We start from the raw sequence: 13,628 nt of genomic DNA, 5'->3' as shown, positions 1-13,628 counted from the left end.
GCTAATGTCGAAGCAAACCTAGAGATTTTAGACCCATAGTTACTGCAAATATTCCAATAGATAGGAGCACAATAGTTCCTGATGGAGTGATACTAAAGGCATATGATAGTAAAATTCCTCCAACTACAGAAAAGATTGCAAATCCAATCGATATTAGAATGGTCTTCTTGAATCCTTTTCCATACATAATTGCAGTCACATTAGGAATAACAAATAGAGCAGAAATCAAGAGTATTCCAACTAGCTGTATTGATGTAACAACGGTAATTCCTGCAATAAAGACTATCAGATAGTTTAATCGTTCAACATGAATGCCGCTAACTTTGGCTTGCTCTTCATTAAATGTAGAATAAATTAACTGACGATACAACAACAATACAATAATCAGAATTGCCCCAGTTAATCCAAGAATGAGAATTGTATCGTTTGTACTAACTAAAAGAATGCTTCCAAAAAGAAAGCTAAGTATGTCAATTGTAAATCCACCGGAAAGACTAATCAGTACAAGACCTGCTGCAATTCCTGAAGACAGAAGAACTGCCACTGATGCATCCCCAGAAATTCTAAAACTTTGTTTGATTCGTGTAATGATTACTGCACTGATTAAGGAGACAGCATATGCAGTCCAAAGTGGATATATTCCCACAAGCAAACCTGCAGCAATTCCACCAAAGGATGAGTGTGCAACTGCATCACCAAACAATGAGTATCTCCTAAGAACAAGAAACAAACCAATCACAGAGCATAAAATTGCAATTGCAATACCAGAGATTAGAGCTCTCTGCATAAACCCGTAAGATAGAATTTCAAGGGACATGATTACTCGTGGTGATGCATGTGCTCCTGCATTGATGCTTCTGAATACTGCTTAACAAGTTCTTTATTGGTAAAAAAGTCACTTGATATCCCGTGAAAGAATAAAGTTCGATTAAGGCACGCAACTTTGTTTGCTAAATTATTTACTGCATCCATATCGTGTGAAGACCAGATTATGGTAATGTTTTGAGTTTTGTTTAGCTCCTTTAGTATGGAATAAAACATCTCAGTACTTTGTTGATCAATTCCAGTGACAGGCTCATCCAAGATTAGGACTCTAGGATTATTCACAAGTGCCTTTGCAATAAAGACGCGTTGTTGCTGGCCTCCAGACAATTCTCCAATTCTTCTATTTGCAAGCTCATGAATCCAGACGTCTTGAAGTACTGTCTCAACCCTTGATTCATCAATGCCACGACGCATTCCCATCTGAATGACTTCACGCACAGTTGCTGGGAAATTAGCCTCAAAAACTGGCTTTTGAGGCACATATCCAATATCATATAGGTAATCACGAGATTTTCTAATGTCCTTTCCAAAAAACTTGATGTAGCCATCATATTTTGTCAGCAATCCCAGCATACAAGAGAATAATGTTGATTTTCCAGCTCCATTAGGACCAATGATTCCAAGAAAGTCTTTTTCATTTACAGAGAAGCTTATTCCATCTAATGCCTTAACATCACCATATCTAACTGCAAGGTCTTGAATCTCTACTAGTTTTGACATAATGCCACCTTTAGATTCTCAAGATTGTCTTGCATTTTTTTAATATAGGACTCATCATCTGCAATTTCAATTGGCGATAATGTCAAGACGTTTATTCCAATCTCTTTTGCTAAAACTTGTGATGTACGTTCATCAACGCCCTCTTCAGAAAATATTATCGTGATTTCAAATTTGTTTGCTAATTTTACAATGTTTTCAAGGGTCTTGGGATTTGGCTCTGAATGAGGTCCACTGGTATCAACAACGGTATGTTGGGTTAAACCATATTGATTGGCAAAATATGAAAAGGCATTATGGAATGCAAGAAAGTCTCTTTTACAATTAGAAAGTTCATTTGAAATTCTTTGATCAAGTAGAGACAGTTCTTCTTTGAATTGATTTGAATTTTCTCGATATGCAGATTCGTTTTGTGAATCGATTTCAGATAAGGCATCGGCAATGTTTTGAACTTGAATTTGTGCCATTACAGGATTGAGCCAAAAGTGAGGATCAATTGATGACTCATCATCACGTGATTGAATTAACTCTATTCCATGACTAGTGTCTATTATTTTCACTTTGGAATTAATCTCTGAAATATTATCAATCCAGTTCTCAAAACCTGCGCCATTAATTATTACTGCACTTGCACTCTCAATTTTTTGAACATCCTTTATTGTTGGCTCCCAATCATGTGGTTCAACACCTTTTGGTACAAGTAATGATACATTGATGTTATCACCACCTACTTGCTTTGTAAATTCGTATATCGGATAAAATGATGTTAAAATCACAAGTTCAGAATTTGTATTTTCTTGTATCTGAGATGATGAATCAGAAAGCCATAACCCAACTGACAGAGTAGGCATTACAACTAGGATTACTGCTATTGCCAGAATCGACTGATTGGTCATACGCAAACTATGAGGCAATTATTAATAAAGTTAAGAAAAGTTAATAATTTTAATGGTTATCTTTATAAGAAAATTAATAACAATTTACTCATGCCCATTGTCTCCATTTCACTCAATGAGGATATTCTCAATGAATTGGATTCTCTTCAAAAGTCAATGGGATTTACTGGAAGGTCTGAAGCAATAAGGGCAGGAATTCGAAGTTTCGTAGTTGAGGAAAAACAAAAGTCACAGATGACAGGAAATGTTCATGCCATCTTACTTGTAGTTCACAATGATGAGTTTGATCATGTCGTTTCTGGAATAACTCACGATTTTGAGGATCTCATCACTACTCATCTGCACAGTAAGATAGAAGGAGAACGATGTATGGAGCTTTTTGTAATTGATGGAGATGCAAAACGTGTAAGCGTGATTACACGAAACTTTCAGACAAACAAAAAGATGGACACTGTAAAACTAGTTACACTCTAAATTCATTACTTGTAGAATATCACATGGTGTATAATTTTAGACTAGGGTGAATTTCTATAGTATTATTCCAACTGATATCATGAAAAATCACATTGATTTTATGATGAAGATTCAAAGTAATCCGTATTATCCTGTCCCTATTGAAAAGTACTCAGAGTTATTTGATTTTGTTTTAACACAAAATGGTATGATCTATTTTGAGCGATTAAAAAAAGAGTATGATGCAGGAAATGATTTATCTGAAGATGAAAAATTGTACCTTTCAACATTACACCTGGCATATGCAACAATGAAAAAAAGTGTCAAGGAATGTCATGAGTGGCAAGCATACATGTTCTTGATAGGTGAAGAAGTAAACATAGACAAATCTGGAATTAAAGAGAATCTGAAAAGTATGAATTGCATAGTGGATAATCCAAATTATAACCCAAAGCTCTACAAATCACATATTATTTGGAAAAACGATATACTAGATACAATAGACCCTAACTAGCAAACAAAGAAGAGATTCTAAAATAAAATTATTGTATAGCACTTGCTTTTGCTTCTGGTGGAGAGTTTATTGGATCAACTGTTATAGTAACAGTATCACTTGCTTTTCTTCCAAATTCATCAAAGACTCGAAGCTCAAAGACCAGTGTCTTTGTTTGGCCATTTGCCACAGTTGGGCTTGCAAAGGATGCTTTTGCAGAGGATGGAGAGGTCAATTTTACTTCCTCACCAGAGAGTTGTTTCCATGCATATGTCAAGGTCTCACCCTCTGGGTCATGGCTATTACTGCCATCAAGAACAACCTTTACTTTTTCATTTACTATTCTATCAGGACCAGCATCTGCAACAATGTTATTGTTCATTAGATTAACTACAGATAGAACTAGAGAGTCAGAACCAGATAGTCTTCCATCAGATGCACTACATGTCAAAGTAATTTTTGTATCCACTACAACGTTTGGTGCATTAAATGAAATTACACGTTTGCTAGTATCACCCAAAGCCACATTTCCATTAGAAGACCAGTTTATTTGCAAATCATCACCATCGATGTCAGTTGCAGTACACGTAAGGGTAACAGGAGAATTTTCATCAGCAGATACATCTGCACCAACTCTGACTACCGGTGCACTGTTTTCAGGCGATACATATACAATCATTTGATCAGCGGTTCTTGCACCTTCTGAGTCAACTGCAGAGAGTTGGAATACCAATCTTTTTGATTCATTTGATGCCACTTTAGGTGCCATGAAGCTTAGTTTGGTTCCATCAGAGGTAATTTTTACTGCTTCACCACCAACTTGGGTCCAAGTTACAGTTATTGGATCATTATCTGTATCAAATGCATATCCATTAATTGATACACTTGTCTCACCAGTGACTTTACGGTCAGAACCTGCATCAACATAGGGAGGATTGTTTGCACGAGTAATGGTTACCACAACATCATCTGTTCCAGTGTTTCCAAACTGATCAGTGACTTTGAATTCAAATACGGCATCAACTGATTTTGTATCAATTAGTGGTGTGAAAAAGTAAATAATTTGAGGAGAGCGTTCATAATACTCCATCTTCAGTCCTGACTTTTGTGTCCATGAGAACTTTATTCTATCATTATCAGGATCCATTCCAGTTCCAGATAATTCAACTAGACTTCGTTGTCTAACAGAGATATCATCGCCTGCATCAGCAATTGGTGATGCATTCTTTGGAAGAACTTTTACCATTGCTAAATCAGATGCCCATCCATTTGATGGGGAATGTCCAGTCAGTTGGAAAACCAGTAATCTTTCTCTATTATCAGAAAGGTGAGGAGCAATAAAATCAACATTTGCTTCGCCAATTGAGCTAAGTCTAACTCCAGGGCCAGTTAATTGTACCCAAGTGTAGCTAATAGGAGCATTGTTTGCAGTAGTTCCAGAACCTTGTAAAGTGACAGTTTCACCAGAAGTTACAGTTTGTAGTGGTCCTGCATCAATCTGAATTTTGTCATTTCGTAGTATTCCTTCATATGGACGAAGATAGACGATATCACTTCCTTCTCCTCCATAACCATCGGTAACTGTTAATCGAAATGTTACAGGTACTGTGATTTTTGATTTAAGATCATTTGGAGTTAAGGTAAGAAATCTTTCATTTGTAGTGCGTAGAGTGATTGGATCACCAGAAATTTGTTCCCATTTGTATTTTAAATCATCACCATCAGGGTCAATCACACTGCTTACGAATGTTACAACAGTTACTGTATCAGAGATTAGTTGATCACGTCCAGCATCAACTATAGGAGCATGATTAACTGGATTGACAACGACTTCAACGGTTGCAGTACTTTTGGCGTTTTGAGTATCAGTGACAGTTAGTTGAAATGTTAAAACTTTGATTTGTCCGTTTTTTACATCAGGTGCCATAAACATTGGATTGGCACTGGTATATGATGAAAGATTTACAGTCTCCCCGCCAATCTGTTCCCATTTGAAGGTCAGGTCTTCTGCGTCCTCATCGAAACCCTCTCCAAGTAGGGTAACCATCTTGTTTTCTACCACTTCAATTCGTTCAATTTGTTGGGCGTATGAAAACTCTGAATATCCAATTAATAATGAAAAAGCAATCAAAACTGAAAGCAACGCATATCTAGATTCGCTGTTCATTGTCTGTAGAATCGATGGAAATATAGGTAAATAAATTAGATCATCGATTTCTCCATATCGAACTTTATGCTACAGCATTAGCCTTGTTTGTAGACTGTGGTATAGTACCCCAATTCGTTTTTGACCAAAACCGTTCATGGAAATAGTATATTCCAGTTGCAAGAATATTGAAGACTAATGTAATTATTGATGTCTCATAGATGTCATTTGTAAATAGCCAACTTAGAATAAAGAGCATTCCAGTTGTAGAGCCACGATAAATTGCAGTCTTGAGTAATGTTCTTTTTTTGCTATCCATGAAAAAGAGTCTCTTTGCTTTAGGTAATCAAAACGATGTTGTGCAGTAATTGCTACACCGGTTTTTAAGAAAATTTGTTTTGCAAATGAAATTCCTATATAGACGAGTTAAGATTGGACAAAGTCATGGAATTACTCATCAATGGATTGTTTGTTGCAGTTGGACTTGCAATGCTTTACTTTGGAGCAGAATGGCTGGTCAAAGGCTCAGTATCCATTGCACAGAAATTCAAGATTAGTCAGCTAGTAATTGGTTTAACCATTGTTGCCTTTGGAACATCTACTCCAGAATTATCAGTTAGTGTCTCATCAGCAATAAATGGAGTTTCAGATGTGGCACTTGGAAACGTTGTTGGAAGTAATATCGCAAACATTGGACTAATACTTGGAATCTCTGCAATCATCACACCAATTGCAGTTGCAAGACAGACTATACGCAAAGAAGTTCCCATTATGATTGGAGTTTCAGTTCTATTGTTAGCTGTGTCACTTGATGCACAGATCTCAATGATTGAAGGAATTTTATTGGCAATTGGAGTTGTAGTGTTTACTGTTTTTAGTTACAAGAGTGCAAAAAAAGAGGAACAGATTGTAGAATCAACAGATGGAATAGTTAGTGTAAAGACAACCACATATCGCTCTATAATCTTAATTGGGATTGGCCTAGTTCTTCTCACAATTGGTTCCTTTATGACAGTAGATAATGCAGTATTAATCGCACAAAATATCGGCATCTCTGAAAGAGTTATTGGTCTTACTTTAGTTGCAGTTGGTACCTCACTACCAGAATTAATCACATCAGTTGTTGCCGCAAGAAAAGGTCATGCAGACTTGAGTGTAGGCAACATAGTTGGAAGTAATATCTTTAACATATTGGCAATAATTGGAATCTCTGCATCAATTGCAGGAATTACTGTCAGTGATTCAATGTGGAGTGATTATTACATTATGATAATTTTTGCTCTAGTTCTTTTACCCATAATGAGAACTGGCTTTAAGATTAGTAAATTAGAAGGAATCGCGTTGCTTGTAGGTTATCTAATATACACTTCGGTTTTGCTCTTGATGTGATTAAAAGGTTCTAAAGGGATTTGAATTTCTTCATTGCCTCTTTTGCTAATTTTTCAAGATCAGCGACAGAATCTTTTGTTGGGTCTTCAGATGCAATGGCCTTATCATAGTCATCCTGAGTGTTGCTAAATTTTTTCTTTTTTTCTTCCATGATATAATTGGAGTATTGAAACTATTAAATCTCTTATCGCAATTCACAAATAAAAATAGATGGCTGAGTTTAAGGCTCAACCATTGCTAATTTAGCTTTTACGCTGTCATAGTATCCGTTAATCTCCATTGCAGGAACATTAAACGTGGCTGATACTACGTCACCAACTTGGGCGCTACATTCTGAAACAACTACACTAATGCCCAAAACAGATTCGCCAACACAGCCATATTCTGTTACTGCTAGAACTGTCACGTCTTCTGTAACTTGTGTTGGAATTATGTTCCAAGGTGTTAGTGTAAGAACAAGTACCACTGTTAATCCAGCTGCAATCAATGCAATCACTGGAATTGCTGGTGCTTTCTTTTCTTTTTGTATTGATTCTTGCATTTTTTTCTCCTCACTATACTTACGCGTTCACTCAATATAACCAACAGGGGATTTTTTCACTAGTGCCAACAATTTTGAGCACTATAACACTAGAAAAGAAATTCTTGAAAAATGTTTTTGACACCATGAAAAATAGTCATAATGAAAAAAAAATTAACATCTTTTGAAACCAAAAAATGACTTTTTATCTTCAAATTTATGATTAGTTTTAGTACTTGATTGTACTTTACAAAGCATGGCATCAGAGGATAGCGTACGCAAGTTCAAATGCAAAAAATGCGGTTCACGCTTCAAGTATCAAAAAAGATTAGACAAGCACGATGAAATTGCCCACAATAAGAAGAAGGAAAAATGTAGAGCATGTGGTGAGGAATTTCATTCAGAAGATGATCTAAGAAAGCACAAAAAAGTTTGTACGGAAAGAATCTGATTTAAATTATTAGAATGAACTAAGGCAGATTGTGATCATTAATCAAGGCACGATTTAGTTCTGTGAATTTGAAGTAATTTTATTTTTATTAAAATATGCTATTTTAAAACCAATTGAAAAGGTAGTAGGGTTATTTTTTACAGATATAGAGCCGCCTTGATTATTTAGAACCTGTTTGCATCTTGATAGTCCAAGTCCAGTCCCGTTTTCTTTTGTAGTGTATAAGGCCTCAAAGATATTTTCCAGATCAGATTCAGGTATGCCAGGGCCAGAGTCCTGAATATCAACAAAGCACTGTTTATCAACTTCTGTAACAAAAATTTTGATTTCGCCTTCTTCTCCAATAGCTTGGATAGCATTTAGGACAATATTAGAAAAGATTGAGATGGTTTTTGTTTCATCACATAGTACCGTGCATGAATTCTTTGGCAATTCAATTGTTACAGTTGGTTGAATTACTAAATCTGCAATTGCTTTTTTAATTAATTCAAGTACATCGTGCTTTGAAATTTCGGGAGGATTATCCTTTAGAAATCCCAGAACATCATTTACTTGGCCAACAATGCTTTGAACAGCTTTTTCCATACTCTCAAGGGATTTTAGCATGATCAAATCTTCATTTTTTGAATATCGTAATCGCATCAAATCAACATGTGCTTTGAGAACAGTCAGTGGATTTCTAATGTCATGTGCCATCTTAGCTGAGATCTCCCCCAAGTGTGAAAACCGCTCAACTATTTCATAATCTTGTGATTGCTCTTCTATGATACTCTGTAATTTTTTTTGTGATTCGTGTAAGCTTCGTCTTGCTTCTTCTACTCTTTTTGTTTGGATATTGATTTTAGAATGTATGTCTCTGCATTCAGATTTTTCTTTTTCAATATTTCTTTTAATAGAATTGATTTTTTTCCTATGCTTTATTGGATTTGTAAAGGAGTTTAGAGAATAATCTTTTGTTTTGGCAAAATCCTGTTTATCTGGAATCTCAGGCTTTGTATCTAAATCATCAGATGAAGAGCCTTTGGAATCTAATTTTTCATTTTCCTCATCTAATCCATCAAACTCAGTTGAATACACATTATTTGGCTCTCTGCTAAATTTGAGAGTTCGCTCCGTTGCCGAGAATGGATCATCATCCATTTTTTTCTCTCTTGCAATGAATTTTGCCATGTATGAGTGTATGAATTTCTTGATTTCAATTGTTGAGTGATCAGTTTTTGCAAACAGTTTTTGTTGATTTACTAATTAGAGATGTGTAAAATGCGCCAGGTAAGGGATTAGCTAAATCAGTTTAACCCCAGCAATCAATCGATATATTCTAGGCGTAAAAAATCACTTTAGATTCCAAACAGGTGCTCGACTACGCCAATTTGATACATGATATGGAATCCCAATACAAGACTGAATGATCCTGCAACATAACGAAATATTTTTTGAACTAGTGCAATTCGGTTTCCAAATGCCAATGGAACACCCATTAGGCTTCCTACCAATGCCATTCCTACCATAGAACCGATTCCAAAAATCACAATAAATCCTAAGACCATACCAACATTATCCAAAGTGCTTGCAGTCAAGACTACAAGGCTTCCGCTTCCTGCCAATCCGTGAATCAAGCCAATCAGGTATGATCTGTGGTTGTGTTTGTGGTTTGAATCGTCATGTTCGTGCTCATCAAAGTGTATTGTTCCGTCTTTGTGTTGATGGGGATGTTTGTGTCTGAATCTTATCTTTTTGTTAAGAATTGTATTGGCTCCCAAAAATACAAGCATCAATCCCACTACAAATTCCAATCCAGAAAAAATCTGAGATTGAATTGTTACTGCAAGGGCATAAACCAAGAAACCAATCAGGACCAGTGTGGTTGTATGCCCTGCGCCCCACAAAATGCCAAGTAGTGATGATCTTGTTAATGATTCCTTGATTAACTGTCTAGTGGATTTTTTAGCAAACTTTGATTTTGAAATCTGCGTGCTTACTGCAGCAACATGATCAGGCTCAAAGGCATGTTGAATCCCAACTGCTAGACCCAATCCCATAACTAGTGCAGGGGTAAGCATTCCAATCTGTTCAATGATTTCTTCTATGATGTATCGGTGATTATCTGCTGAGCAATTATAAAAATTTTAGATTAGAAGATGATAAGACTATGTATTGTGATTATTTTGGTACTAAACAGGTGTGAAAAGTGTCAGGTTTTATTTTTCATCTATTCTAACTTTACATTCTTTAGAAATTCCTCTGATCATCATAAAATAAGTTGCAATCAAGATAGCAATAGCTACCAATCTAATTGGTATTTCATATTCATAAAGAAAAGACAAGGTTGAGGCTGCTGCCACTCCAAATGTTGTAATTATTGAAAACCCTATAGGCCCACAACTTGTACAAACACCTGCACCTATACCAATCAAAGAACCAATAACACCAGTACCTGTCTTTTTGGAATTTGCTTTTAGCATCCTAATTTGATATACTGCCAAGCTCGAAACTAGAGATATTAGTCCAGCTACAACTAGAATTAAAACAAACTGTGGAATCCAGTCTGATGGAATATGGAATGCCCAAAATGGTTCAAAGAAGAGAAATTCTCGTGCAGATAAAAGAAACAGTAGGAGGCATACAAAGATGATCCCAGAGATTATCCAATAGGTAGTTCCAGAGTATACTAATTTGAGTGCCTCCTTATGCAAAGCTTTCACCACTAAGACTCACAACTACATCCCTTTCCATATTTTGGGTTACACACTTTGCAGTCAAGCAAACATCGGTCATCAGGACAGAAACCACAAAATTGTTTTTTTGAAAACCCCATTTATTGTTCACTTTCTAGATAGGCTAAAGATATAGAATCTTTTTTCCATTTTCTGGGTTTGAATAAATTTAGATTGTTTCATGCCTAATTACCATGAAAGAACCAGCCTCGTTCGATTAATTTTTCAACAGTTGATGGCTTTACGCATGCAGGAGAATCATTAGTGATTTTAAACATTAATTGCAGATTGCTGTTACATATTATATCATTAGGAGATACGCCATTTTTCATTTGTTTTAATGGAGTGACATTATATTTCGATAATTCCTTGGAGGCATTTTCAGAAATATTTTTTGTAGTGTTACCTTCAAAATTGCTCTTGTTGTATTCAGTAATCTGTCGTACCTCAAATTCATAGACTAGTGTTTCTGTACCATTTGTAATCAGAATTATCCTATATTTTCCTGGAAGCTCATTATAAAATACAGTTTGAGGGATTTGCCACTCACTATGAGATGTAGACGGAGATATTCCAGTTCCTTTTGTTATTGTTTTCCATACATGATTGTCTCTAAGAATTTTTACCGTATCTGGAATTGTTCCATTTCCAGCTAGTCCATAAAATGTTCCTAGATCAACAATTGTTAATTGTTTAACAGGATCATCTATTATTCCAACTGAGCTGTCTACAACGCCAAATATTGAGACTGATTGAGGTCTAAACGATTCAATACAAGAAAGGGATTGAATCAAGTCATCATGTTTGTCCTTGGTGATTTTGGCATAAACAGTCTTCTCAGAAAATTGGAATTCAATCTGGCCTTGAGCATTAGTAATTAGCTTGTCATGAAATTTTTTCATAGAGGAATCCTGATAGATGTAGACAGAGGCATTTTCAACAGGATTTCCAGATGAAAGTATTGTTAAAGTTAGCTTGTTGTTTATGCATTCATCAATAACAGATAACTCCTCAGCGAAGACCTGATTATTCAAGAATATAGCCATTGCAATCAATATCGAGAATACAAAGTATTTCCTAATCTGCATGACAAGCAATAATTTTTGAAAACCCCATTTATTGTTCACTTTCAAGGTGAATTATAACTATCAAATCTTTTTTTCAGTCTTAACATAGATAAGAACAATACATTACAATTGTAAAGTTCTTTGTTGTTTCATAAAATTTAGAACAACTCACAAGTCATTTTTAATATGCATTTGTTTTTCCTAGTTTAATGTCATCTTTGAAAGCGTCATCGTTGAAGAATAATGCTTGGAAACTTGGAATACTATCATTTGGTTCTGGTGCAATCGTTATGGCACTAGAAATAGTTTCAAGCAGAATTCTTACTCCCGTTTTTGGAAGTTCGACATACACATGGGGAAGCTTGATTGGCGTCATATTAACAGGCCTAAGTCTTGGCTATTTTATTGGAGGAAAAATTGCAGACAGGAATCCAACATTAGAAAAAATATGCTCCATAGTATTTGCAAGTGGATTATTCATCACGATAATTCCATTTCTGAGTCCATCCATAGTTGAGTTTGCCATTACTGTACTGCCAGGAACACAGTACACTGCATTTGTAGCCACGTTTCTTCTCCTGATTTTTCCATCTTCATTGTTAGGTTTTGTATCTCCGTATATGATCAAGCTTGGAGCCAAAGCATTACACAATTTAGGAAATATTTCAGGAAGCCTTTACGCCATGGCGACTCTTGGAAGCATAGTCGGAACATTTTCCACAGTGTTTTTCATTTTGCCAAGTTTTGAAGTGTCACAGATAATTTTTGCATTAGGAGTCGCTTTGATCATTCTTTCCTTGATTGGATTAAAGAAGATTCCAAAGATGATTACGATTGGAATAATCATCATTTTGCTTTTGCCGTGGTCCTCATTTAGCACCAGTGTGGTTCTCCACAAGAAACAGCCCATCTATGAAACAGAAACTCCGTACAGCCATCTGGATGTAATAGACTATGGTACCATTCGTTCTTTGTTCTTGGATGGTGTTGAACATAGTGCAATGAATGAAAATGATCCACTTGCTCTAGTCATAGATTATACTGATTTCTTTCATGTTGGGAGCTTGGTAAATCCTAACATTCAGAATGTCCTGTTTGTAGGCGGTGGTGGATTCTCAGGTCCAAAGAACTTCCTTTTGGTGTATCCAGAGGTTAGGGTGGATGTTGTTGAGATTGATCCTGAGGTGATTGATGTTGCTTACAAATACTTTGAATTAACAGACAATCCAAGGCTACGAATATTCAATGAAGATGCAAGATCATTTCTGACTTCAACAAATAATTCGTATGATTTGATAATTTTAGATGCATATGCTCCAAGCCATATTCCATATCATCTGATTACTGACGAATTCTTCCAAGTTTTAGATTCCAAGCTTAATCCAGATGGCATAGTCATCTCCAACGTAATAGGATCTTTACACGGGGATCATTCTAAATTATTCAAAAGCATCTACAAGACTATGGGGGAAAGCTTTCCCTCACAGTATGTTTTCTTAACTGAGGACGGTCAGAATAATGTGCAAAACATAGTTCTTGTTGCAATAAAAACAGATGTAAGGTTAGACCGAGAATCATTATTGCAGACTGCCAGACAAAACTCCATAACTTATCTTGTTGATGATCTGGAAAAAGAAAATCGTTTTATCAGTTCAAAAATTGAAACCTCAAATGCACTTTTCTTAACAGACAAGTTCTCATCAGTTGAAAATTTGTTAGATCCTTTAACACATCAACCGTATCAGGTGGAAGATCTGACATTTCAGGAAAATCAGAAACCTGTAGAATCTAATGAAGCAATACTTCACTCTCTGATGGCCATCATATGGATTCTATGGGCATTGTACATGGTAGTTCTTTGGAAAAAGAAAGAAGAGGCAACGTTATCCACATAATTCTTTTCCCACAGCCAGCTCAAAGTAAATTTGAGTCTCTAGAGGATTTTAATGGAAATCTC

The 13,628-nt window shown here is 35.8% G+C and carries 15 protein-coding genes; 5 read left to right on the top strand and 10 right to left on the bottom strand.

Annotated elements, in window-relative coordinates:
* Position 1 precedes the first annotated feature (1 nt).
* The 3 genes from DWQ18_03645 to DWQ18_03635 are packed head-to-tail and all read right to left on the bottom strand — an operon-like array spanning position 2 to position 2,438.
* Complete coding sequence (locus DWQ18_03645; GenBank protein RDJ34007.1) at positions 2–787, bottom strand: metal ABC transporter permease; 786 nt, start codon at positions 785–787, stop codon at positions 2–4.
* A gap of 32 nt (positions 788–819) precedes the next feature.
* Positions 820–1,545, bottom strand: a complete 726-nt coding sequence (locus DWQ18_03640) for a metal ABC transporter ATP-binding protein (GenBank protein ID RDJ34006.1) — start codon at positions 1,543–1,545, stop codon at positions 820–822.
* Positions 1,533–2,438 carry a zinc ABC transporter substrate-binding protein gene (locus tag DWQ18_03635; protein ID RDJ34005.1) on the bottom strand — a complete coding sequence of 302 codons (906 nt, stop codon included), beginning with the start codon at positions 2,436–2,438 and terminating at the stop codon, positions 1,533–1,535. The genes DWQ18_03640 and DWQ18_03635 overlap by 13 nt, the downstream gene beginning before the upstream one ends.
* A gap of 90 nt (positions 2,439–2,528) precedes the next feature.
* Between DWQ18_03635 and DWQ18_03630 the strand changes: the two genes are divergently transcribed.
* Entirely contained in the window at positions 2,529–2,912 is a 384-nt protein-coding gene (locus tag DWQ18_03630) for a ribbon-helix-helix protein, CopG family (protein RDJ34004.1), read from the top strand.
* 79 nt (positions 2,913–2,991) lie between these two features.
* Positions 2,992–3,405: a hypothetical protein gene (locus DWQ18_03625; protein ID RDJ34003.1), complete on the top strand. Its 414-nt coding sequence runs from the start codon at positions 2,992–2,994 to the stop codon at positions 3,403–3,405.
* A 28-nt stretch (positions 3,406–3,433) separates the two neighbouring features.
* Here DWQ18_03625 and DWQ18_03620 read toward each other — a convergent pair whose 3' ends face one another.
* Together DWQ18_03620 and DWQ18_03615 are read right to left on the bottom strand one after the other, a co-directional pair.
* Positions 3,434–5,551, bottom strand: coding sequence for a peptidase (locus tag DWQ18_03620; GenBank protein ID RDJ34002.1), 2,118 nt, complete (start codon positions 5,549–5,551; stop codon positions 3,434–3,436).
* A gap of 64 nt (positions 5,552–5,615) precedes the next feature.
* Positions 5,616–5,849 (bottom strand): DUF2061 domain-containing protein, encoded by a 234-nt coding sequence (locus DWQ18_03615; protein ID RDJ34001.1) that lies wholly within the window; start codon positions 5,847–5,849, stop codon positions 5,616–5,618.
* 125 nt (positions 5,850–5,974) lie between these two features.
* Here DWQ18_03615 and DWQ18_03610 point away from each other — a divergent pair, with 125 nt between their 5' ends.
* Positions 5,975–6,919 carry a sodium:calcium antiporter gene (locus DWQ18_03610; protein ID RDJ34344.1) on the top strand — a complete coding sequence of 315 codons (945 nt, stop codon included), beginning with the start codon at positions 5,975–5,977 and terminating at the stop codon, positions 6,917–6,919.
* Between the two features lie 220 nt (positions 6,920–7,139).
* Here the strand turns inward: DWQ18_03610 and DWQ18_03605 are convergent, their stop codons facing one another.
* Complete coding sequence (locus DWQ18_03605) at positions 7,140–7,460, bottom strand: hypothetical protein (GenBank protein ID RDJ34000.1); 321 nt, start codon at positions 7,458–7,460, stop codon at positions 7,140–7,142.
* Between the two features lie 235 nt (positions 7,461–7,695).
* Between DWQ18_03605 and DWQ18_03600 the strand changes: the two genes are divergently transcribed.
* Positions 7,696–7,890 (top strand): hypothetical protein, encoded by a 195-nt coding sequence (locus DWQ18_03600; GenBank protein RDJ33999.1) that lies wholly within the window; start codon positions 7,696–7,698, stop codon positions 7,888–7,890.
* 54 nt (positions 7,891–7,944) lie between these two features.
* On the opposite strand, the gene DWQ18_03595 is transcribed toward DWQ18_03600, so the two are convergent.
* The 4 genes from DWQ18_03595 to DWQ18_03580 all read right to left on the bottom strand — a co-directional run bounded on the left by DWQ18_03595 (position 7,945) and on the right by DWQ18_03580 (position 11,731).
* Positions 7,945–9,060 carry a sensor histidine kinase gene (locus tag DWQ18_03595; protein ID RDJ33998.1) on the bottom strand — a complete coding sequence of 372 codons (1,116 nt, stop codon included), beginning with the start codon at positions 9,058–9,060 and terminating at the stop codon, positions 7,945–7,947.
* A gap of 167 nt (positions 9,061–9,227) precedes the next feature.
* Positions 9,228–9,980 (bottom strand): high frequency lysogenization protein HflD, encoded by a 753-nt coding sequence (locus DWQ18_03590; GenBank protein ID RDJ33997.1) that lies wholly within the window; start codon positions 9,978–9,980, stop codon positions 9,228–9,230.
* A 108-nt stretch (positions 9,981–10,088) separates the two neighbouring features.
* A complete protein-coding gene (locus tag DWQ18_03585; GenBank protein ID RDJ33996.1) occupies positions 10,089–10,583 on the bottom strand; it encodes a hypothetical protein in 495 nt (164 codons plus the stop codon).
* A gap of 206 nt (positions 10,584–10,789) precedes the next feature.
* Positions 10,790–11,731: a hypothetical protein gene (locus DWQ18_03580; GenBank protein ID RDJ33995.1), complete on the bottom strand. Its 942-nt coding sequence runs from the start codon at positions 11,729–11,731 to the stop codon at positions 10,790–10,792.
* Between the two features lie 149 nt (positions 11,732–11,880).
* Between DWQ18_03580 and DWQ18_03575 the strand changes: the two genes are divergently transcribed.
* The gene (locus DWQ18_03575) at positions 11,881–13,566 is read left to right on the top strand and encodes a hypothetical protein (protein ID RDJ33994.1); all 1,686 of its coding nucleotides are present in this window, start codon (positions 11,881–11,883) and stop codon (positions 13,564–13,566) included.
* The last annotated feature ends 62 nt before the right edge of the window (positions 13,567–13,628 follow it).

The sequence above is a fragment of the Thermoproteota archaeon genome (assembly GCA_003352285.1).
Lineage (GTDB): Archaea > Thermoproteota > Nitrososphaeria > Nitrososphaerales > Nitrosopumilaceae > PXYB01.
Note: the sequence above shows the minus strand (reverse complement) of the source record. Positions and strands in the feature narration are given on the sequence as shown.